16 protein-coding genes are annotated in these 21120 nt (G+C 60.7%); 9 read left to right on the top strand and 7 right to left on the bottom strand.

The window, feature by feature from the left end; genetic code table 11:
- Positions 1-813 carry a putrescine export ABC transporter ATP-binding protein SapF gene (sapF, locus tag ACJ8PE_RS04815; protein ID WP_016927550.1) on the top strand — a complete coding sequence of 271 codons (813 nt, stop codon included), beginning with the start codon at positions 1-3 and terminating at the stop codon, positions 811-813.
- A 146-nt stretch (positions 814-959) separates the two neighbouring features.
- On the opposite strand, the gene ACJ8PE_RS04810 is transcribed toward sapF, so the two are convergent.
- A complete protein-coding gene (locus tag ACJ8PE_RS04810) occupies positions 960-1217 on the bottom strand; it encodes a hypothetical protein (protein WP_046898217.1) in 258 nt (85 codons plus the stop codon).
- Between the two features lie 17 nt (positions 1218-1234).
- Between ACJ8PE_RS04810 and ACJ8PE_RS04805 the strand changes: the two genes are divergently transcribed.
- Together ACJ8PE_RS04805 and ACJ8PE_RS04800 are read left to right on the top strand one after the other, a co-directional pair.
- Complete coding sequence (locus ACJ8PE_RS04805; protein WP_197792547.1) at positions 1235-2419, top strand: CMD domain-containing protein; 1185 nt, start codon at positions 1235-1237, stop codon at positions 2417-2419.
- Positions 2420-2870: 451 nt separating this feature from the next.
- Positions 2871-3419 (top strand): inclusion body family protein, encoded by a 549-nt coding sequence (locus ACJ8PE_RS04800; RefSeq protein WP_033643240.1) that lies wholly within the window; start codon positions 2871-2873, stop codon positions 3417-3419.
- Between the two features lie 88 nt (positions 3420-3507).
- On the opposite strand, the gene ACJ8PE_RS04795 is transcribed toward ACJ8PE_RS04800, so the two are convergent.
- Both ACJ8PE_RS04795 and dacD read right to left on the bottom strand, forming a co-directional pair.
- Complete coding sequence (locus tag ACJ8PE_RS04795; RefSeq protein ID WP_033643241.1) at positions 3508-4413, bottom strand: LysR family transcriptional regulator; 906 nt, start codon at positions 4411-4413, stop codon at positions 3508-3510.
- Between the two features lie 64 nt (positions 4414-4477).
- On the bottom strand, positions 4478-5647 hold the full coding sequence (gene dacD, locus ACJ8PE_RS04790) for a serine-type D-Ala-D-Ala carboxypeptidase DacD (protein ID WP_197792549.1): 1170 nt from the start codon (positions 5645-5647) through the stop codon (positions 4478-4480).
- A 282-nt stretch (positions 5648-5929) separates the two neighbouring features.
- On the opposite strand from dacD, the gene ACJ8PE_RS04785 reads away from it, so the two are divergent.
- Positions 5930-8236: an FdhF/YdeP family oxidoreductase gene (locus ACJ8PE_RS04785; RefSeq protein ID WP_193160187.1), complete on the top strand. Its 2307-nt coding sequence runs from the start codon at positions 5930-5932 to the stop codon at positions 8234-8236.
- A gap of 15 nt (positions 8237-8251) precedes the next feature.
- Here ACJ8PE_RS04785 and ACJ8PE_RS04780 read toward each other — a convergent pair whose 3' ends face one another.
- Positions 8252-9106, bottom strand: coding sequence for a LysR family transcriptional regulator (locus ACJ8PE_RS04780; RefSeq protein ID WP_197792550.1), 855 nt, complete (start codon positions 9104-9106; stop codon positions 8252-8254).
- A 99-nt stretch (positions 9107-9205) separates the two neighbouring features.
- Between ACJ8PE_RS04780 and gloA the strand changes: the two genes are divergently transcribed.
- The gene (gene gloA / locus ACJ8PE_RS04775; RefSeq protein ID WP_019452681.1) at positions 9206-9733 is read left to right on the top strand and encodes a lactoylglutathione lyase; all 528 of its coding nucleotides are present in this window, start codon (positions 9206-9208) and stop codon (positions 9731-9733) included.
- Positions 9734-9919: 186 nt separating this feature from the next.
- On the top strand, positions 9920-11854 hold the full coding sequence (locus ACJ8PE_RS04770) for an exoribonuclease II (RefSeq protein ID WP_197795199.1): 1935 nt from the start codon (positions 9920-9922) through the stop codon (positions 11852-11854).
- A 76-nt stretch (positions 11855-11930) separates the two neighbouring features.
- Here ACJ8PE_RS04770 and ACJ8PE_RS04765 read toward each other — a convergent pair whose 3' ends face one another.
- Both ACJ8PE_RS04765 and ACJ8PE_RS04760 read right to left on the bottom strand, forming a co-directional pair.
- A complete protein-coding gene (locus tag ACJ8PE_RS04765) occupies positions 11931-13241 on the bottom strand; it encodes an MFS transporter (protein ID WP_197759857.1) in 1311 nt (436 codons plus the stop codon).
- Between the two features lie 30 nt (positions 13242-13271).
- Positions 13272-14435, bottom strand: coding sequence for a M20 aminoacylase family protein (locus ACJ8PE_RS04760; protein WP_197792552.1), 1164 nt, complete (start codon positions 14433-14435; stop codon positions 13272-13274).
- A gap of 384 nt (positions 14436-14819) precedes the next feature.
- Here ACJ8PE_RS04760 and ACJ8PE_RS04755 point away from each other — a divergent pair, with 384 nt between their 5' ends.
- Positions 14820-16886 carry a carbon starvation CstA family protein gene (locus ACJ8PE_RS04755; protein ID WP_442536717.1) on the top strand — a complete coding sequence of 689 codons (2067 nt, stop codon included), beginning with the start codon at positions 14820-14822 and terminating at the stop codon, positions 16884-16886.
- A 48-nt stretch (positions 16887-16934) separates the two neighbouring features.
- Here ACJ8PE_RS04755 and fsa read toward each other — a convergent pair whose 3' ends face one another.
- The gene (gene fsa / locus ACJ8PE_RS04750; protein WP_197792553.1) at positions 16935-17600 is read right to left on the bottom strand and encodes a fructose-6-phosphate aldolase; all 666 of its coding nucleotides are present in this window, start codon (positions 17598-17600) and stop codon (positions 16935-16937) included.
- Positions 17601-17749: 149 nt separating this feature from the next.
- Here fsa and ACJ8PE_RS04745 point away from each other — a divergent pair, with 149 nt between their 5' ends.
- Both ACJ8PE_RS04745 and ACJ8PE_RS04740 read left to right on the top strand, forming a co-directional pair.
- Entirely contained in the window at positions 17750-18649 is a 900-nt protein-coding gene (locus ACJ8PE_RS04745) for a glycyl-radical enzyme activating protein (protein WP_273973803.1), read from the top strand.
- A 4-nt stretch (positions 18650-18653) separates the two neighbouring features.
- Positions 18654-21086 (top strand): formate C-acetyltransferase/glycerol dehydratase family glycyl radical enzyme, encoded by a 2433-nt coding sequence (locus ACJ8PE_RS04740; RefSeq protein WP_197792555.1) that lies wholly within the window; start codon positions 18654-18656, stop codon positions 21084-21086.
- The last annotated feature ends 34 nt before the right edge of the window (positions 21087-21120 follow it).

The raw sequence follows: 21120 nt of genomic DNA, 5'->3' as shown, positions 1-21120 counted from the left end.
ATGGAAACGCTGTTGGAAGTGCGCAACCTGAGCAAAACCTACCGCTACCGCACTGGGCTGTTTCGCCGCCAGCACGTCGAGGCGGTGAAATCGGTCAGCTTTACCCTGCGCGAAGGCCAGACGCTGGCGGTGATCGGCGAGAACGGCTCCGGCAAATCCACGCTGGCGAAGATGCTCTCCGGCATGGTGGAACCCACCGCCGGCGAGCTGCTGATCGACGATCATCCGCTGGCGTTCGGCGATTATCGTTACCGCAGCCAGCGTATTCGCATGATTTTTCAGGATCCGAGCACCTCGCTCAACCCGCGCCAGCGCATCGGCCAGCTGCTGGATGCGCCGCTGCGGCTGAACACCGATCTTGAGCCCGCCGAGCGCGAGCAGCGTATCAACCAAACGCTGCGCCAGGTCGGCATGCTGCCGGATCACGCCTACTACTATCCGCACATGCTGGCCTCCGGGCAAAAACAGCGCGTCGCGCTGGCCCGCGCGCTGATCCTGCAACCGAAGGTGATCGTCGCCGATGAGGCGCTGGCGTCGCTGGACATGTCGATGCGCTCGCAAATCATCAATCTGATGCTGGAGCTGCAGGAAAAACACGGCATTTCCTATATTTATGTCACCCAGCACCTCGGCATGATGAAGCATATCAGCGACCAGGTGCTGGTGATGCACGAAGGGGAAATCGTCGAACGCGGCAGCACCGCGGAGGTCTTGGCGGCGCCGCTGCACGAATTGACCAAGCGTCTTATCGCCAGCCACTTCGGCGAGGCGCTGACCGCCGATGCCTGGCGGCGCGACGGCGGCCGCTTCTGAGTCACACCTTCACCTCCAAACCCGCTGCGGCGGGTTTTTTATCGCCTTGCGCGCCTGCCGCTTAGCAAGAAAGCGCACATGCAAATTACATTCTTGTTATATATCCTTATATTTTATTCCTTTCAGTTATTGATTAGTCCGTAACATTATTTTATCTCGCCAGGGCGATCGGTGAGGATATCCCCTACGTTGCACTTCTCATACGACAGGATATCGCACTGATGAACAGCATTCGCCATCGCCGCCTTACGCAGTTTCTGCTCACGCTGGCAGCCGGTTTTTCTGTTTACGGCCACGCCCTCTGCTGTGATGAGCTGCGCTAAAACCGCCTTTCGCCCCGCCTGCGGGCATGTTGCCTCTTTGTCCAGCCGACGCTGCCGCGCGCAGCGGCGGTTGTTGATCATGATTAAGGATTGACCCTATGGAACGACTCCGTCGACAACATAATGCCCAGTGGTATCACGAAACCCAAAGCAGCGTGCGGGGCGATGCGCCGCTGGAACCCCAGGCGGCCCCCCTTCGCGATCGCTTTCTGCTGGGGCTGGGCGCTTTCGCCGATGAAGCCTTAAACAATGCGCTCAGCGCTCGCGCCGGGGTGTTCAGCGCCTCGTTGGCCGGTTACCACGCGCTGTTTCCCGACCAGGTGCCGCTGTCACGATACGTGACATTGTCACCCTACGATCGCCTCAGCACCGCGTTGACCGTCGCTCAGGTGACGGGCGTGCAATCGCTTTGTAGCCACTACGCCGCCCGCCTCGCCCCGCTGCACAGCCCGGACGCCTCCCGGGAAAGCAATATCCGCCTTGCTCAGATCACCCAATATGCCCGCCAGCTTGCCAGCCAGCCCACGCTGATTTGCCGCAAGGCGCTGCAACAGCTCGCCGACGTCGGGCTGAGCCCGGCGGATATTGTCACCTTTTCGCAGGTGATCGGTTTTGTCAGCTATCAAGCGCGCGTGGTCGCCGGCGTCGCGGCGTTGGCCGGCCGCCCGGCGGTGGTGGTGCCCGGCTTTCCTAACGTCGAAGACGCCGATGGCATCGCTTTCAGCGCCGACGAACTGAATTGGTCTGCCCGCCTGCCACCGATCGACGCGGAAACCGCCGCCGCCGAACAGCTTGATGTGTTGGATCAAAGTCACCCGCAGGCGCGCGCCGAATCTTATTATTTGCTGTTAGCCCACGACGCCGCCACCCTGCGCGAGCGCAACGGGGTGTTCAACGGCATCAATGCCGAAGGATATGGGTTATCGAGTCGCCTCAAGGCGCTGGCGACGCTGGCGGTCTCGCGCATCAACGGCAGCCGTTACTGCGCGGCCACCGTCGCGCAAGAATTGCAGGATGAGGGATTGGTTCAGGCGCTGTTCGCCGGGCTGCCTCAGGGGCTGGCGTATACCGAAGATTCGGTAAAACTCGCAGTGATGCGCACCGCCGCCGAGCTGACTCGCGCACCTGAGAAGTTCACCCCGCAGAGCGTGCAGCCGCTGTTCAACAGCGGCCTCGATCAAGCGCAGGCGCTGGAGGTGATCCTCACCGTCGCGCTCTACGCCTGGGAAAACCGCCTGCGCCAAACGCTGGGCGATGCGGAACCGGCACAGACTGCCCTGTAATCTATCAATGAGTTGGCGGCCCATTTTGCCGCTAACTCATCGCCCGTCCTTTTGAGAGATAAATATCAATAATCATTTAAATTTCAAATTTAAAACCAAATAATTTAATTAAATTAGTATTAAACTCCATTTTTCTCTATTTTATTCTCCCGTCGCACTTCGAGAAAATTATCACTGTAAACAGGATAATAGGCAGTTCGTGCTCGCCTCTCATTCTGTAACTGCATTTATCTCAGAATCATCAAAACAAGGTTTTAACCCTGCTAATTAATAGAGACACCGATTAATTTCTCTACATTTTCACCGGTGGCTGCCTTGTTATTTAGTCTCTATGATTAAGCCGATAGCGCCGTTGCCACTCCTCATTTTAAATATCCATTCAATAAACGGCTGCCATCAACCCCATTATTTTCACTTTCTATCACAGCAAAAAATATTGTGAGGCTAACTTATGTCTGAACAAGAACTTAAATCCAGCAACAATATCGTTAACGTTATTGTCGTCATCGATACCGATGCGCTGATAGAAGCATTCGAGAATAAAAACCCCAGTCAGGATGCCGGCAGCCCGACGGGCATCGGCCACCAATATGCCTATATGGTCGTCACTTCCGAACAGGTGATCGGCGGCTCCGGCACGGCGGACCTGAATTTTAAAGCCAATGTCGGCGACGTCATCCGTTGGACCGGCACTTCCGAATCGGCAAATTTCGATGCCGGCGTCCTGATCTATGGGCTGCCGCAGTTTGGCAGCGGCACCCAGGTTTTCTCCAACCCGACATTCAAAATGTACACGCGCAGCTCGATGATGCCTGCGCAAAATACCGTATTCCCCGTCACCTTCACCAACCAAACCTATTGGTTCATACAGGCTGACATCACCAATACCGGCACGGAAAACTATTGCATTCAATTTGGCCTTTATTATCGACCAAACGGCGGAGACCAAAAACTATTAGGTTACTTCTATTGGGATCCGACTATTACCGTCGGCAATTAACACGTATTTCAGCAACCATTAGAAGAGAAATGATTATGGCCCCTAGGGGCCATAATCATTGCCGGGCACGGGATAAACTTAAATTTTTCTATCCATTTTGCCGCCGCAACCACTCGCTGGCGGCATCGAAAAACTTCTGCGCCAACGGCGTGGCGCGCTCCGACATATCGACCACCACCGCCGCATGACGCGGCATGGCGGCGATGGCCACCGGACGCCGCTGCAATGCCGGCATCAGCGGCGATTGCAGTTGGCCGCGCGGGAACAACCCGCAGCCCAACCCGACGAAAATCCCCTCCAGCAGTTGGAAGATAGAGGTAGTTTCCAGCCGCGGGTGCAGCGTCAATCCAGCGTCGCGGAAATGCTGATCGAGATAGCGGCGGAAATAACGCGTCGGCTCGGCCAGACACAGCGGCAAGGCAGCCACCGCCTCCAGCGGCAACGGCGCATCCCCCACCAGCTTAGGGAAATGCTGCGGATGAAACACCAGCTCGACGCCGGTTTCCACCAGCGGCTGCGATTGGAAATGCAGTTCTTTCAAGGTCGACAGCTCGAAAAAGCCGATGCCGATATCTACGGTGTGCGCCGTCAGCGCCTCCAGCAGTTGATCGGCGCTCAGCACCGCCAACCGATAATCAAGATGGGGATAACGTTCGCTGACCGCCTTGAGCATTTCCGCCACCGAGATGCTGCACTGCGGCACCACGCCGAGGCGCAACGTACCGTGCAAGCCGTGCTTGAGCGACTCCACCTCCAGTTTCAGCCCTTGGTAGACCGAGACGATCTCGCGCGCCCACGCCAACACCCGTTCGCCCTCGGCGGTAAAGCCGCCGAAATGGTTGCCGCGGTTAATCAGCGAAACGCCCAGTTCTTTTTCCAGATTTTTCAATCGCATGGACAGCGTCGGCTGGCTGACGAAGCTGGCTTCCGCCGCCCGGCCGAAGTGGCGCTCCCGTTCTAAATTACACAGATAAATCAGTTGTTTAATATCCATAGCGCGGCTCAATGATCGGCATTCGTACCAGTATACCACCGGGCGCCGTCGCCCGCCCGGTGAGTCAGAGTTTGAGCTTCACGTAATCCGCCAGGCGCGAGAACACGCCGCCCTGCGGCACCGCCCGCAGCGCCACCAGCGGCAGGGTTTTCACCACCTGGCCATTGTCACTGATGCGGATCTCGCCGACGATTTGTCCTTTGTTGACCGGCGCTTCCAGCCGCGCAACGTTGAGCACGTACTGCGCCTTCAGCTTGTCCGCCTCGTTTTTCGGCAGGCTGAGCGACTGGTCCTGCGCGCTGCCGACCGGCAAGCGGTGGCTTTCGCCGTACCAGATCGGCTCTTCCCCCAGGCTCTGGCCGGCGCTAAACAGGTGTACCGTGCTAAAGTCGCGCAGCCCCCAGCTCAGCAGCTTGCGCGCCTGTTCCTCGCGGCCTTTTGAACTTTTGCCGCCCATCACCACGGCGATCAGACGGCGATCTCCTTCGGTGGCGGAAGCGATGATGTTGAAGCCGGCCGAGGCGGTGTGTCCGGTTTTCAGGCCGTCGACGTGCAGGGTCTTGTCCCACAGCAGGCCGTTGCGGTTCTGCTGCGTGATGCCGTTCCAGGTCAGCGATTTCTCGCTGTACATATGGTATTCCGCCGGCTCGCTCATGATGATGGCGCGCGCAATCACCGCCAGATCGCCGGCGGTGGTGAACTGGCCCGGCGCATCCAGCCCGTGTACCGTTTCGAAATGGGTGTTCTGCAGGCCCAGCTGCGCGCTCTTCTCGTTCATCAGCTTGACGAAGTTGGCCTGGCTGCCCGCCACATAGTCCGCCATCGCCACGCAGGCGTCGTTACCGGAATCGATGATGATGCCGCGGCTGAGATCGCGCACCGTGACCCTGTCACCAGGCTTCAGGAACATCAACGAGGAGCCTTTGAACACCGGGTTGCCCTGCGCCCAGGCGTCTTTCCCCACGGTGACGACATCGTCGAGGCCAATCTTATGCTCATCGAGCGCAAGATCGATCACCAAACCGGTCATCAGCTTGGTCAGGCTGGCCGGATTGCGCCGCTCGTCGGCATTGCCGGCAGCCAGCACCTGGCCGGTGGTGTAATCCATCAATACGTAAGAGGCGGCGTCTATCGCCGGTGGGGTCATGGTGGGAAAATGGGACGCCGTTTCCGCCGCCTGCGCCGCTAAAGGCAGTAAGATACCGCCGATCACCACTGATACTGAACGCTTCACGCTGTGTTCCTCAGGCCCGCAGGCTAAATAAAATGCCAATATAATCCGCGAGATAGACTGCATGAATTCACTTTCAGGTGAAACCATTACTCTTTTGCAGCGGGTGTCTTTATGCAACCATTTGTTTAGGTCAGCGTCCGCCTGCGATAGATATGCTCTATGCCGCCATTGCCCCATTCGATTAGACGCCTGCCTGCCGCGCCCCTAAACTTGTGACATAAATACGCAAGACGCATAAAAAAGCGTTTACTTTTTAGCTACAACCACCTGCGAAGTGTCACCATGAAATTCAAACCGTCAATCAAGCCTTATACCGGCCCAGCGGGCGGCTGGGGTTCGCTTGAAGCCACCACCCGCTTTGTCCTCGACAGTAAACAAACCCTAAAAAACATGCGCAACCTGATGCGCGTCAACAAGGCGCGCGGCTTCGACTGCCCCGGTTGCGCCTGGGGCGACGACAACCACAGCACCTTCAGCTTCTGTGAAAACGGCGCCAAGGCGGTCAGTTGGGAAGCGACGCGCAGCGCCGTCGAGCCTGAGTTCTTCGCCGCGCACAGCGTCAGCACCCTGCAGCAGCAGAGCGACTATTTCCTCGAATATCAGGGGCGCCTCACGCATCCGATGCGCTACAACGCCGAAACCGACCACTATGAGCCTATTCATTGGCCGGACGCGCTGGCGCTGATCGCCAGGCACATCAACGCAATGGACAACCCGAACCAAATCGAGCTGTATACCTCGGGCCGCGCCAGCAACGAAGCGTCGTACCTTTATCAACTGTTCGGCCGCATGCTCGGCACCAGCAATTTCCCCGACTGCTCCAACATGTGTCACGAGGCGAGCGGCGTCGGGCTGAAGCAAAGCATCGGCGTCGGCAAAGGCACCATCCGCATCGATGACTTCGAAAAAGCCGACGCCATCTTCGTGTTCGGTCAAAACCCCGGCACCAACCACCCGCGCATGCTGCACAGCCTGAAAAACGCCGCCCGACGCGGCGCGCGCATCGTCAGTTTCAACACCCTGCGCGAGCGCGGGCTGGAAAGATTCGCCGATCCGCAGGATCCGGTGCAGATGCTGACGCCCAAATCCTCGCCGATCAGCTCCTCCTATTACCAACCGAATCTGGGCGGCGATATGGCGGCGGTGCGCGGCATGGTGAAAGCGCTGCTGGAAACCCACCGCCAGCGGCTGGCCGCCGGTGAGCCCCCCCTGTTCGACCTGGCGTTTATCGAACGGCACAGCGTCGGCGTGGAGGCATACCTGGCGCAAGTGGATGCGACCGAGTGGCGGGCCATTACCGCACAATCGGGCCTGAGCGAAGCGCAATTGCGCCAGGCGGCGGCCACTTACCAGGGCGCCGAGCGGGTGATCTGCACCTGGGCGATGGGCGTGACTCAGCATAAGCACTCTATTGCGACGGTGCGTGAAATCACCAACCTGCAACTGCTGTTCGGGCAACTGGGCAAACCGGGCGCCGGTCTGTGCCCGGTGCGCGGCCACAGCAACGTCCAGGGCAACCGCACCATGGGGATTGACGAGAAGTCGCCCAAGGCGCTGCTCGACAGCCTGGAACACCACTTTAACTTCACCGCCAATCGCGCGGTGGGCCACAACACGGTGGAAGCGATCGAAGCGATGTTGCGCGGCGAAGTGAAAGTGCTGATCGCGCTGGGCGGCAATCTGGCCGCCGCGGCGCCGGACACCGAGCGCACCGCCCGCGCCCTGCGCAACTGCGATTTGACGGTACACATCAGCACCAAACTTAACCGCAGCCACCTGGTGACCGGCAAAGACGCGTTGATCCTGCCGACGCTGGGCCGCACCGAATTGGACATGCAGGCCAGCGGCTCGCAGTACATCACGGTCGAAGATTCTTTCAGCATGGTTCACGCTTCGGAAGGCATCGGCAAACCGCTGGCGGATACCCAACGTTCGGAAACGGCGATCGTCTGCGGCATCGCCGACGCGGTGCTGGGCACGCAGCAGCTGGACTGGCTGGAGTTGGCCGACGACTACTCGCTGATCCGCGATCATATCGCCGCCACCATTCCCGGCTTTGAGGATTTCAACCGTCGCTGCGAGCAGCCCGGCGGATTCTACCTGGGCAATGCCGCCGCCGAACTGCGCTTTGCCACGCCGAGCGGCAAGGCGGAATTCAGCGCCGCCGCGCTGCCGGCGACCCTGTTCCCGCAACTGGGCGACGTGCAAGCGCCGTTTACCCTGCAAACGCTGCGCTCGCACGATCAGTACAACACCACCATCTATGGCCTGGATGACCGCTACCGCGGCGTTTACGGCCAGCGCGAAGTGTTGTTCATCCATCCGGAAGATCTGGCGGCGCTGGGCCTGCAGGATGGCGAACGGGTTGAGATAGAGACTCTGTGGAACGATGGCGTGGTGCGTAAAGTGGACGGATTCAAGCTGGTGAGTTACGACATTCCGCGTGGCAACCTGGCGGCCTACTACCCGGAAACCAACCCGCTGGTGCCGCTGGCCAGCTTCGGCGACGGCACCGGCACCCCGACGTCGAAGTCGATCCCGGTGGCGATTCGCCGCAGCGAACAGCAACCCTCGCTGCGCATTGCCTGAAAACGCGCGCCCGGTTCACGCCGGGCGCTTCAATATCGCCAGGATGGTCTGTAATTCGTCGGACAGCTGATGCCGTCGCCAGACGAAGTACAGATCGCTCACGCCCTCCTCGCCCATTTCCACCACCTTCAGCCCCGGAGCGGGCAAAATCTGCGGCAGCAAAGAACCCGGCACGCAGGCGACGCCGCAACCTGCCTGCACGCAGGCCGCCATCGCGGCATAAGACTCCATTTCCAGCGTCATACGCGGTTTCAGCCCGCGCGAGGCCAGCCAGTGATCCACCTTCAGGCGGAACGAGCATTCGCGGCTGAACGTGTAAAATTCCAGCGCCGCCAGCGTGGCGGCATCGGGCTGCCCGGCATCAGCCGGCATCAGCATCACCAGCCGTTCGTCAAACGCCTTTTGGCTGGCCAGCAACGGATGTTCAATCGGGCCGTCGGTGATCGCCAGATCGAGGGTACTGTCGATCAGCATGCGCTCCAGCACCAATGAATCGCAGCTGAGCACGTTGATCTGCAGATGGGGTTGTAAATGGCGCAGCCGGGCGATGCGCGCCGGCAAATGGCTGACCAGCGAGAAATCCAGCGCTCCGAGGTTCAGTAGCCCATGCTGATGTTCTCCGGCGAACAGCTGCTTGCTGCGCTCCGCCTGCGCCACGATGTCGCGCGCCTGTTGATAGAACAGCCGGCCTTTGGGATTGACGTACAGCCGGTTTTTATCGCGGAAAAACAGCTCGCCGCCCAACGTCTCTTCCAGCTCGCGCAGCCGCAGCGTGACGTTGGAAGGCACGCAGTGCAGCTCACGGGCGGCGGCGGCGATGGTTTTGTGTTCCACCACGGTGCAGAAAAACTTCAGCTGGCTCAGCTTCATCTATCATTCACTTTTAGTTAGCGTTTTAGTTAAAAACAATCACTTTAGATTAGCATCGATTTCATCTACAGTCTGTCGACACCTTGAGGAGGAGCACTGATGCCACTGAATGATTTACTGACGCTGCCCGGCGTGGCGGCCCAACCGGACGCGGTAACCGACGGTTACGTGTTCAACCACACCATGATCCGCGTGAAAGACCTGACCAAAGCGCTGGATTTCTACACTCGCGTACTGGGTTTTACCCCGGTCTATCTGGAAGAATTCAAAGAGGCCGCCTTCACCATCTGCTACCTGACGCGCAGCCCGCGCGAGCAGATCCCGCAGGATGACGACGAACGCAAACGCTGGGCGCTGAGCCAACCGGGCATTCTCGAGCTGACCCATAACCACGGCACCGAAAATCAGGCGGATTTCCATTACCACAACGGCAACGGCGAGCCGCGCGGCTTTGGCCACCTGTGCGTCACGGTGCCGGACGTGCGCGCCGCCTGCGAGCGTTTTGAGCGCCTGGGCGTCACCTTCCAGAAACGCCTGCATGAAGGCCGCATGAACTACGTCGCGTTCATTCGCGATCCGGACGATTACTGGATTGAAATCCTGCAGCCGACGCCGCTGCAGGACTGATTGCCCCCCTCCTTCACCCCGGCCTGCGCGCCGGGGTTTTTCATCGTTCGCCCTTCGATTGACCAATCTTGCGCAAAATCGCGCGGCAACGCGGGGTTCCGTGACGTTAGGCTTGCTCGCAGCGGGTGATTCGCGTAAAACTGTCAGCCGCAAATCTTGCCACTCACAACCCATTCACTGGACGATATGTTTCAAGATAACCCGCTGCTGGCGCAGCTAAAACAGCAACTTCACTCTCAGACCCCGCGCGTTGAAGGCGTAGTGAAAGGGACTGAGAAAGGCTTTGGCTTTCTTGAAGTAGACGGTCAAAAAAGCTACTTCATTCCGCCGCCGTACATGAAGAAAGTCATGCACGGGGATCGCATTATCGCCACCCTGCACACCGAGAAAGAGCGCGAAATCGCCGAGCCGGAAACCCTGGTCGAGCCGTTCCTGTCGCGCTTTGTCGGCCGCGTGCAAAAGCGCGACGATCGTCTGTCCATCGTGCCCGATCATCCGTTGCTGAAAGACGCGATTCCGTGCCGCCCGGTGCGTGAACTGACCCACAACTTCCAGGCCGGCGACTGGGCGGTGGCGGAAATGCGCCGCCATCCGCTGAAAGGCGATCGCGGCTTCAACGCCGACCTGACCCTGTTTATCACCGACGGTGAAGACCATTTCGCCCCGTGGTGGGTGACGCTGGCGCGTCACAACCTGGAAAAAGAGGCGCCGGAGATGCAGGCCCTCAGCGAGCCGGACGCTGCGCTGGTGCGTGAAGATCTGACCGCGCTCGAATTCGTCACCATCGACAGCGCCAGCACCGAAGACATGGACGATGCGCTGTACGTGACCGACAACGGTGACGGTTCGCTGCAGTTGACCATCGCCATCGCCGATCCTACTGCCTACGTAGAACAAGGCAGCAAGCTGGACGATATCGCCCGCGTGCGCGCCTTCACCAACTATCTGCCGGGCTTCAACATCCCGATGCTGCCGCGCGATCTGTCGGACAACCTGTGCTCGCTGCGGCCTAACGAGCGCCGTCAGGTGCTGGCTTGCCGCGTGACCATCGCCGCCGACGGCGCGCTGGGCGAAGATATTCAGTTCTTCGCTGCCGAGATCGAATCCAAAGCCAAACTGGTGTACGACGAAGTCTCCGACTGGCTGGACGGCATTGCCGGCTGGCAACCGCCGAGCGACGCCATCGCGCAACAGATCACCCTGCTGAAACGCGTTTGCGACGCGCGCAACGCCTGGCGCCACCAGCATGCGCTGGTATTCAAAGATCGCCCGGACTACCGCTTCGTGTTGGGTGAAAAAGGCGATGTGCTGGAGATCGTTACCGAGCAGCGCCGCAGCGCCAACCGCATCGTTGAAGAGTGCATGATCGCCGCCAACGTCTGCGCCGCCATCGTGCTGCGCGATCGCCTGGGCTTCGGCGTGTACAACGTGCACACCGGTTTCGATCCTGCGCTGGTTGAGCAAGCGGTCACCGTACTGCAGGCCAACGGCGTCGAAGCCGAAGCCGAGAAGCTGCTGACCCTCGACGGTTTCTGCGAACTGCGCCGCCACCTGGATGCGCAGCCGACCCAGTTCCTCGACAGCCGCATCCGCCGCTTCCAGACCTTCGCCGAGATCAGCACTACGCCGGGGCCACACTTCGGTCTGGGGCTGGAGGCTTACGCCACCTGGACATCACCGATCCGTAAATACGGCGATATGGTCAATCATCGCCTGCTGAAGGCGATCATCAACCAGCAGCCGGCGGAAAAACCGCAGGATGACGTGACGGTGCAGCTGGCGGAACGCCGCCGCCTGAACCGCATGGCGGAACGCGACGTCGGCGACTGGCTGTACGCCCGCTTCCTGCAGGACAAGGCCGGTACCGATACCCGCTTCAACGCCGAGATCATCGACGTGACACGCGGCGGCCTGCGCGTGCGCCTGCTGGACAACGGCGCGGTTGCCTTCATCCCGGCGCCGTTTATTCACGCGGTGCGTGACGAGATGCAGTGCAGCCAGGAAACCGGCACCGTGCAGATCAAAGGCGAAGTGGTTTATCGCCAAAGCGATACCTTGCAGGTCACCATCGCCGAAGTGCGCATGGAAACCCGCAGCGTGATCGCCCGGCCGGCGGCCTGAACGCCAGCCTGAAACGGTAGCGACGCCAAACGCCGACGGTGAAAACCGCCGGCGTTTTTTTTTTCGCCCGCGCTCGCTAGCGCAATGGATCACCGCCGGTTTCACGCAGCAATGGCAGCACCGCCAACGAAGCCAGCGTCGCTAGCATCAGGTAGACGGCGGGCGCCAGCAGCGAGCCGCTCAACGCGATCGACTGCGAGGCGATATATTGGGCGAAGCCGCCGAAAATCGCCACGCCGAGGCTGTAGACCAACGCAAACCCCAATGCGCGAATGCGCTGCGGAAACAGCTCCGAAATCATCAGCATGGTCGGCACCGAGCCGAGCGTGGTCAATCCGACCAATATCGCGACAATCAGCAGCAGCACCGCCGGATGCGGCGCGGCGCTCAGCCACCAAAATGCCGGCAAGGCCACGATCAATATAGCGATGCGCGAGCCTCGGATCAGTGGCAAGCGGCCATAGCGATCGCACCAGTGCCCAACCAACAGGCTGCCGCCGAAGGTCACCAGCCCCGCCAGCAGCATCGCGGCGTAGCCGTAGGCTTGCGGCATGCCTAAGTATTTCACCGCGTAAGTGCCGAGATAATACATCGAGATGTAAGTGGCGACGGTGGCGCCAATGGTCAGCATCACGCCGAGCACCACCGCCCGCGAGTGCCGTCGCAGCTGCGCCGGCGGTTCATGAGCCCTCGACACCGGCGGCTGGTCGCTTTCCAATCCGAGACGCAGCCAGCAACCGAGCGGCGCCAGCGCCACGCCGATAAAGAACGGAATGCGCCATCCCCACTCGGCCATGGCGTTCGGCTCGCCGGAGATCGCCGGCAACGCCGCGCTGAGCGCCAGCGCGGTGACACCGCCGACCACGGTGGCGATGCCCTGTGTCGCCAGCGACCAGCTGGAATAGAAGCCTCGCCGGTTAGGTGGCGCCGACTCCACCAGCAACGACATCGATGCGCCCACCTCGCCGCCCGCCGCCACGCCCTGGATCAAACGCGCCGCCACCAGCGTGACGGTTCCCCAATAGCCGGCGCTGGCGTAGGTCGGCGCAAAGCCGATCATCGCCGTGCCAAGGCTCATCAGTGAAATCGTCAGGATCATCGCCGGCTTGCGGCCATGGCGATCGGCATAGGCGCCGATCAGAATGCCGCCCAGCGGCCGCATGAAAAAACTGACGCCAAACGTGGCGAACGCCAACAGCAACGCCAAATTGGGATCGCTCGAGGGGGGAAAAAACAATACGCTGATATAAATAACGAAGAAGTTATAGATACCGAAATCGAAAAACTCCAGCGCATTGCCGAAGGAGGCGGCAAATATCACCTTCTTGCCGCCTACCCTCGCGGGCGCGTTTATTGTTGGTTGCGTCGCCGCCGTATTTTCACTCATCATTATCTTCCCTGTTATTATTCTTCGAATTTATTTTAAATACGCTTCCGCCAATGCTCCCCAATACTGGCTGCCGGCCGCCAGACACCCATCGTTAAAGTCATATCCCGGGTTATGCACCATGCAGCTCCCTTCGCCGTCGCCGTTGCCGATGATCAGGTAGCAGCCTTGCGGATGCGCATCAAGCATAAAGGCGAAGTCTTCGCTGCCCATCAGCGGCCTGGCGCCGTAGTGTGCGCGGGCGGCGCCGAACTGCTGCTGCGCCACGCGATGGGCGAAACGGGTCATCGCTTCGTCGTTGACCAACACCGGCGTGCCGTTAACGTGTTCCACCGTCGCGTGGGCGCCGAAGCTTGCCGCCTGCGCTTCGATCAGCGCCGGAATGCGCGCCAGCAGCGTAGCGCGCGCCTGGCGATCCAGCGAGCGTACGCTGAGCTTCATCTCCGCGCTGTCCGGGATCACGTTGGCCGCCTCGCCGGCCTTGATGCTGCCAACGGTGATCACCGCCGCTTCCAGCGGATCGATATTGCGCGAAACGATGCTCTGCAGCGCGACGGTGATATGCGAGGCCACCAGCACCGGATCGACCGCCAGCTGAGGGATGGCGCCGTGGCCGCCGCGCCCCTGCACCCGCACGTTGAACTGATCCATCGAGGCCATGAACGGGCCGTGCCGGAAGAAGAATTCGCCGAGCGGCATCCCCGGCATGTTGTGCATGGCGAAGATGGCATCGCAGGGGAAGCGTTCGAACAGCCCCTGTTCCACCATGCGCGCGCCGCCGTTCAGCATCTCTTCCGCCGGCTGGAAAATCAGATGCAGCGTGCCGTTGAAAAGGCGGGTTTGCGCCAGGTAGCGCGCGGCGCCGAGCAGCATAGTAGTATGGCCGTCATGGCCACAGGCGTGCATGCGGTTGGCCACGCTGCTGCTCCAGGGCTTGCCGTTGTTCTCCTCGATCGGCAAGGCGTCCATATCGGCACGCAATCCTAGGCGTTTAACGCCGTCGCCCACCCGCAGCGTGCCCACCACGCCGGTGCCCGCCAATCCGCGGTGCACCTCATAGCCCCACGAATTCAGATAATCCGCCACCAGATCGCTGGTGCGAAACTCTTCGAAACCCAGTTCAGGGTGTTGATGAATATCGTGCCGAATGGCCGTGAGCTGCGGTAAATACCCTTCGATGATTTTATTTATCATAATTAAATTCCTTTCGTGACTTTATTATTTATTTTATGAATGATTAAACCTGCGGGTTGAAATAAAGGTATAACACGGCACGGATGATTTTATTTCGGCACGCCTCGACAGATAAAATAATAATTCGCCAGACGCCGTGCCCGAATAAAAAACGACGATGATTCGCTGTACGCGCCGTGAAAATGCAGAATGAATAACTGCCGAGGATTGCGTGGGCGGCAGCCTGCGCCAACGCGGTTTCATCACGTTGTTTTTACACTAAAACCCCACCTGCTTCACATTTCTCATCCGACCTGCCGCGGTTCGGCGGCAAAACTTCTACTGTTAAAACGTCATTCCTAATAACAACGTCGATTTTACCTCTGCACGCCAAGGAGTTATTTCATGAGAAACATCAGGTCCGGACTTATCTGGCTGCTGGTGGCGTTGGTCGGCGCCTTCGCCTTCGCCATGCTGGCGCTCAGCCGCGGCGAGCACGTCAACGCCGTCTGGCTGGTGGTCGCCGCCGTCGCCTGCTACAGCATCGCCTACCGCTTCTACAGCCGGTTCATCGCCGACAAGGTCTTTGAACTGGATGACCGCCGTCTGACCCCGGCCGAACGCCACAACGACGGCCTGGACTACGTGCCCACCAACAAATGGGTGCTGTTCGGCCACCACTTCGCCGCCATCGCCGGCGCCGGGCCGCTGGTGGGGCCGATCCTGGCCGCGCAGATGGGCTTCCTGCCGGGAACCATCTGGATCCTGGTCGGCGTTATGTTGGCCGGCGCGGTGCAGGATTTTCTGGTGCTGTTCATCTCCACGCGCCGCGACGGGCGTTCACTGGGGGAAATGGCCAAGCAAGAGCTGGGCGCGTTCGCCGGGGTGATCACCATGCTCGGCGCGCTGGGGGTGATGATCATCATCCTGTCGGCGCTGGCGTTGGTGGTGGTGAAAGCGTTGGCCGACAGCCCGTGGGGGCTGTTCACTATCGCCGCCACCATCCCGATCGCCCTGTTCATGGGCATCTACATGCGCTTTATCCGGCCGGGCAAGATCGCTGAAATTTCGGTGATTGGCTTCGTGCTGATGCTGCTGGCGATCGTTTACGGCGGCAACGTGGCGCAAGATCCCTATTGGGGGCCGTTCTTCACGCTGCACGGCACCACCCTGACCTGGGTGCTGGTGATCTACGGCTTCGTCGCCTCGGTGCTGCCGGTGTGGCTGCTGCTGGCGCCGCGCGATTACCTTTCCACCTTTATGAAAATCGGCGTCATCATCGGCCTGGCCATCGGCATCGTCTTCGCCATGCCGGAGATGAAAATGCCGGCAGTTTCGCGCTTTATCGACGGCAGCGGCCCGGTGTTCGCCGGCGCCCTGTTCCCGTTCCTGTTCATCACCATCGCCTGCGGCGCCATTTCCGGCTTCCACGCGCTGGTCTCCAGCGGCACCACGCCCAAGCTGATAGAGCGCGAAAGCCACATTCGCTTTATCGGCTACGGCGCCATGCTGATGGAGTCTTTCGTCGCCATCATGGCGCTGATCTGCGCCTCGGTGCTGGATCCGGGCGTTTACTTCGCCATGAACTCGCCGGCGGCGCTGATCGGCACCACGGTGGAAAATGCTTCGCAGGTCATTAACAGCTGGGGCTTTATCGTCACGCCGGAAACGCTGGCGCTGATCGCCAAAGAGGTGGGCGAGAACGCCATCCTGTCGCGCGCTGGCGGCGCCCCGACCTTCGCCGTGGGTATGGCGCACATCATCAGTGAGGTGTTCAACAGCCGGGCGATGATGGCGTTCTGGTACCACTTCGCCATTCTGTTCGAAGCGCTGTTCATCCTGACCGCCGTCGACGCCGGCACCCGCGCCTGCCGCTTTATGGTACAGGATCTGGTGGGCGTGGCGGTGCCGCAGCTGGCCAATAACCGCTCCTGGTTCGGCAACCTGGCGGGCACCACGGTGGCGGTGGCCGGTTGGGGTTTCTTCGTGTATCAGGGCGTGGTCGATCCGCTCGGCGGCATCAATACCCTGTGGCCGCTGTTCGGTATCGGCAACCAGATGCTGGCGTCGATGGCGCTGATCCTCGGCACCGTGGTGCTGTTCAAGATGAAAAAGCAGCGCTACGCCTGGGTGACTATTCTGCCGACCGCCTGGCTGTTCGTGACCTCTATGACCGCCGGCTGGCAGAAGATCTTCCACGAAAAACCGAGAATCGGCTTCCTGGCGCAGGCGAAGAAGTTCTCCACCGGCATCGAGCAAGGCACGATCATTGCGCCGGCCAAATCGTTGAAAGACATGGAAACCATCGTATTCAGCAACCAGATCAACGCCGCGCTGTGCGGATTCTTTATGCTGGTGGCGGTGACCATGCTGATCGCCGCCTTCTTCGCGATCCGCCGGGCGCTGCGCGCCGAACAGCCGACGGCGCACGAGGTCGGCGCCGCGCTGAGGGAAGAGGCCGGCCGCAGCTAAACGAACCGAGCATCAAGCAAGGGCGCCGCGGCGCCCTTTTTACTGGCTTTAGCCTAACCGCGTGGAGCCGAACGCCCCCTGCCAATCCTGTTCGAATTTCTCGACCGCGGCCTGCACTGCCGGCGCATTCAGGAACTGCTCCGCGACGTCCACCGGCAGCGTGATGGCCTGGCAGCCCGCCAACAGGCACTCCAGCGCCTGGCGCGGCGTTTTGAAACTGGCGGCCAGCACCTGCGCCGACGGCGCATGCAGGCTCAACAGCTGCTGCAGCTCGTGCACCATTTCGATGCCGTCGCCGCCCTGCGCGTCCACCCGGTTGACGTAAGGCGCCACATATTCCGCCCCGGCCAAGGCCGCCAACAGCCCCTGTGCAGCGCCGTACACCGCGGTGCCCAACGTCGGAATGGACATCGTTTTAAGCTTCTTGATCGCCGCCAGCCCTTCAGCGGTCGCCGGGATTTTCACCACCAGCCCCGGTACCCGCTGGCTGAGCAGCGCCGCCTCCGCCACCATACGTTCCGCATCGGTCGCCATCACCTGTGCGAACAGCTTGCCGGTGCCGCCGAGGGCGTCGCGCAGCGCGGGCAGCACTTCCCAGATCGGCTTGCCTTCCTTCGCCACGATGCTCGGGTTGGTGGTGACGCCGTGCAGCGGCAGAATGCGCGCCAGGCGTTTTACCGCGGTCACATCGGCGGTATCGAGATAAAGCTCCATCACGGACTCCTGTGTCATGTTCTGTAGGCGGATTCAAACTCTGATCATCATAGGGCAAAAACCGTGCTAACTTTTGATCAAAATCAACTCAACTTTCATTCGAAACATCTTTAATGGCGAAAGATACAGCAACGCCAAACGGGTGACTCATGATCTTCAATCTGCAGCGCTACTCGACCCATGACGGCCCGGGCATCCGCAGCGTGGTCTTTTTAAAAGGCTGCCCGCTGAGCTGCCGGTGGTGTCAGAACCCGGAAAGCCGTTCGCGCCACGCAGACCTGCTGTTTGACGAGCGCCTGTGCCTGAGCGGCTGCACGCTGTGCGCCGAGCGTTGTCCGCAAGGGCTGCAACGCACCGACGGGCCGCTGACGCTGCAACGCGAGCTGATTAGCGCAGACGATTATGCCGCCCTGGCCGCCGCCTGCCCGACCGGCGCGCTCAGCCTGTGCGGCAGCCCGATCAACCCTGACGATATCATGGCCGAGGTGATGCGGGATAAGCCTTTCTACCTGCGCAGCGGCGGCGGTTTAACGCTGTCCGGCGGTGAACCCTTTATGCAGCCGGACATCACGGCGGACCTGCTGCGGCGCGGCCGCGATGCCGGCATCCACACCGCCGTCGAATCCTGCCTGCACGTCCCATGGCGTTATATCGCCCCTTCGCTGCCGTGGCTGGATCTGCTGCTGGCCGATCTCAAACACACCGACGAAGCGCGCTTCAGAGCCTGGACCGGCGGTTCCGCCCGCCGGGTGATGAACAATTTTCGTCGGCTGGCGGCGCACGGCGTACCAATGACCCTCCGTGTGCCGCTGATCCCCGATTTCAACGCCGATCGCCGCTCTGTCCGTGCCATCGTCGACTTCGCCGCCGACGAGATCGGCGTGTCGGAGATCCACTTTCTGCCGTACCACACGCTTGGCATCAACAAGTACCACCTGCTCGGCGAACCCTACCATGCCGCCCGCACGCCACTGGACGCACCCGACCTGCTGGCCTTCGCCGAAGACTATGCCGGCGCCAAGGGCCTGACCGCCATTTTGCGAGGATAACACTATGACCACGTTGGATTTGACTACCCTGAGCGCCCGTATCCAGGCGCATAAGAATGCGCTGATTCACATCGTCAAACCGCCGGTGTGCACCGAACGCGCGCAGCACTATACCGAGGCCTATCAGCAGCATCAGGACAAGCCGCTGCCGGTGCGCCGCGCCCTGGCGTTGGCCAACCATCTGGCGAAACGCAGCATCTGGATCGCCAACGACGAGCTGATCGTCGGCAACCAGGCCAGCGAGCTGCGCGCCGCGCCGATCTTCCCCGAATACACCGTCGGCTGGATAGAAAACGAAATAGACCAGTTGGCCGACCGGCCGGGCGCCGGTTTTTCGGTCAGCGACGAGAACAAGGCAATTTTGCATCGTCTGTGCCCCTGGTGGCGCGGCCAAACGGTGCAGGATCGCTGCTACGGCATGTTCACCGACGAACAGAAGGCGTTGCTGGCCACCGGCATCATCAAGGCCGAGGGCAATATGACCTCCGGCGACGCCCATCTGGCGGTCAACTTCCCGCTGCTGCTGGAACAAGGCCTCGATGGCCTGCGTGAAAAAGTGCGCGCGCGCCGCAGCCGCCTGCGTCTGACCGAGTGGGAAGATCTGCACAAGGCGCAGTTTCTCAACGCTATCGATATTGTGTTGACGGCGCTGAGCGGGCACATCCTGCGCTTCGCCCGCCTGGCGCGCGACATGGCGCAAAACGAAGCCCGCGACTGGCGGCGCGCCGAGCTGCTGGCTATCGCAGACAACTGCGACCTGATCGCCCATCGCCCGCCGCAAACCTTCTGGCAGGCACTGCAGCTGTGCTATTTCATCCAGCTGACGTTGCAGATCGAATCCAACGGCCATTCGGTTTCCTTTGGCCGCCTCGATCAGTATCTCTATCCCTGGTATCGGCGCGACGTGGAGCTGGAGCAAAACCTGGCGCGGGAAGACGCCATCGAGCTGCTGCACAGCTGCTGGCTGAAGCTGCTGGAGGTCAACAAGATCCGCTCCGGCTCGCACTCCAAGGCCTCCGCCGGCAGCCCGCTGTACCAGAACGTCACTATCGGTGGGCAAAAACTGGTCGATGGCCGGCCGTGCGACGCGGTCAATCCGCTGTCCTACGCCATTCTCGAATCCTGCGGCCGCCTGCGCTCCACCCAGCCCAACCTCAGCGTGCGTTACCACGCCGGGATGAGCGCCGATTTCCTCGACGCCTGCGTACAGGTGATCCGCTGCGGTTTCGGCATGCCGGCATTCAATAACGACGAAATCGTCATTCCCGAGTTCATCAAGCTGGGGGTCGAACCGCAGGACGCTTACAACTACGCCGCCATCGGCTGTATCGAGACCGCCGTCGGCGGCAAATGGGGCTATCGCTGCACCGGCATGAGCTTCATCAACTTCGCCCGCGTGCTGCTGGCGGCGCTGGAACAAGGCCGCGACGCCACGTCCGGGCAGATTTTCCTGCCGCAGGAACAGGCGCTGTCCAAAGGAAACTTCGCCGATTTCGAGCAGGTCTTAACCGCCTGGGATCGGCAAATCCGCTACTACACGCGCAAGTCAATTGAGATCGAATGCGTGGTGGACAGCGTGCTGGAGGAGAACGCTCACGATATCCTCTGCTCCGCGCTGGTGGATGACTGCATTGAACGCGGCAAAAGCATCAAGCAAGGCGGCGCCAAATACGATTGGGTTTCCGGCCTGCAGGTCGGCATCGCCAACCTGGGCAACAGCCTGGCGGCGGTGCGCAAACTGGTGTTCGACCAAGGGGCGATCGGCCAGCAGCAGCTGGCGACGGCGCTGGCCGAAGACTTCGCCGGGCTGGATGGCGAACAGCTGCGCCAGCGGCTGCTTAACGCTGCGCCCAAATACGGCAACGATGTGGACGAGGTCGATCGGCTGCTGGTGCGCGCCTACCAAACCTACATCGAAGAACTGAAACAGTACCGCAACACCCGCTTCGGCCGTGGGCCGATCGGCGGCGGCTATTACGCCGGCACCTCGTCGATTTCGGCCAACGTGCCCTTCGGCGCTGCCACCCTGGCCACGCCGGATGGCCGCAAGGCGCACGCGCCGCTGGCGGAAGGCGCCAGCCCGGCGTCCGGCACCGACCACCTGGGGCCGACGGCGGTGTTTAATTCGCTCGCCAAATTGCCGACCGAGGCGATCCTCGGCGGCGTGTTGCTCAATCAAAAGCTGAACCCGGCGACGCTGGACAACCCGCGCGATCGGGAGAAGCTGATGCTGATGTTGCGCACCTTCTTCGAGAGCTATCGCGGCTGGCATGTGCAGTACAACATCGTGTCGCGCGAAACGCTGCTGGCGGCGAAGCAACACCCTGACCAATATCGTGATTTAGTGGTTCGCGTAGCTGGCTATTCCGCCTTCTTTACCGCATTATCCCCTGAGGCGCAGGATGATATTATTGCGCGCACAGAACATACTCTTTAAACCTTTGACTCTTAGCGGCCGCGCCTTGGCGGCC

Origin of the sequence: Serratia sp. CY74737, from assembly GCF_052166775.1 — a bacterium.
GTDB lineage: Bacteria > Pseudomonadota > Gammaproteobacteria > Enterobacterales > Enterobacteriaceae > Serratia > Serratia ureilytica.
This window is presented reverse-complemented; position numbering and strand designations above follow the sequence as displayed.

What these genes read in the sequence shown, in the direction of transcription:
- sapF (WP_016927550.1), top strand. Translation starts at nt 1, where the DNA reads ATGGAAACGCTGTTGGAAGTGCGCAACCTGAGCAAAACCTACCGCTAC.
- ACJ8PE_RS04810 (WP_046898217.1), bottom strand. Translation starts at nt 1,217, where the DNA reads ATGATCAACAACCGCCGCTGCGCGCGGCAGCGTCGGCTGGACAAAGAG.
- ACJ8PE_RS04805 (WP_197792547.1), top strand. Translation starts at nt 1,235, where the DNA reads ATGGAACGACTCCGTCGACAACATAATGCCCAGTGGTATCACGAAACC.
- ACJ8PE_RS04800 (WP_033643240.1), top strand. Translation starts at nt 2,871, where the DNA reads ATGTCTGAACAAGAACTTAAATCCAGCAACAATATCGTTAACGTTATT.
- ACJ8PE_RS04795 (WP_033643241.1), bottom strand. Translation starts at nt 4,413, where the DNA reads ATGGATATTAAACAACTGATTTATCTGTGTAATTTAGAACGGGAGCGC.
- ACJ8PE_RS04785 (WP_193160187.1), top strand. Translation starts at nt 5,930, where the DNA reads ATGAAATTCAAACCGTCAATCAAGCCTTATACCGGCCCAGCGGGCGGC.
- ACJ8PE_RS04780 (WP_197792550.1), bottom strand. Translation starts at nt 9,106, where the DNA reads ATGAAGCTGAGCCAGCTGAAGTTTTTCTGCACCGTGGTGGAACACAAA.
- gloA (WP_019452681.1), top strand. Translation starts at nt 9,206, where the DNA reads ATGCCACTGAATGATTTACTGACGCTGCCCGGCGTGGCGGCCCAACCG.
- ACJ8PE_RS04770 (WP_197795199.1), top strand. Translation starts at nt 9,920, where the DNA reads ATGTTTCAAGATAACCCGCTGCTGGCGCAGCTAAAACAGCAACTTCAC.
- ACJ8PE_RS04765 (WP_197759857.1), bottom strand. Translation starts at nt 13,241, where the DNA reads ATGAGTGAAAATACGGCGGCGACGCAACCAACAATAAACGCGCCCGCG.
- ACJ8PE_RS04760 (WP_197792552.1), bottom strand. Translation starts at nt 14,435, where the DNA reads ATGATAAATAAAATCATCGAAGGGTATTTACCGCAGCTCACGGCCATT.
- ACJ8PE_RS04755 (WP_442536717.1), top strand. Translation starts at nt 14,820, where the DNA reads ATGAGAAACATCAGGTCCGGACTTATCTGGCTGCTGGTGGCGTTGGTC.
- fsa (WP_197792553.1), bottom strand. Translation starts at nt 17,600, where the DNA reads ATGGAGCTTTATCTCGATACCGCCGATGTGACCGCGGTAAAACGCCTG.
- ACJ8PE_RS04745 (WP_273973803.1), top strand. Translation starts at nt 17,750, where the DNA reads ATGATCTTCAATCTGCAGCGCTACTCGACCCATGACGGCCCGGGCATC.
- ACJ8PE_RS04740 (WP_197792555.1), top strand. Translation starts at nt 18,654, where the DNA reads ATGACCACGTTGGATTTGACTACCCTGAGCGCCCGTATCCAGGCGCAT.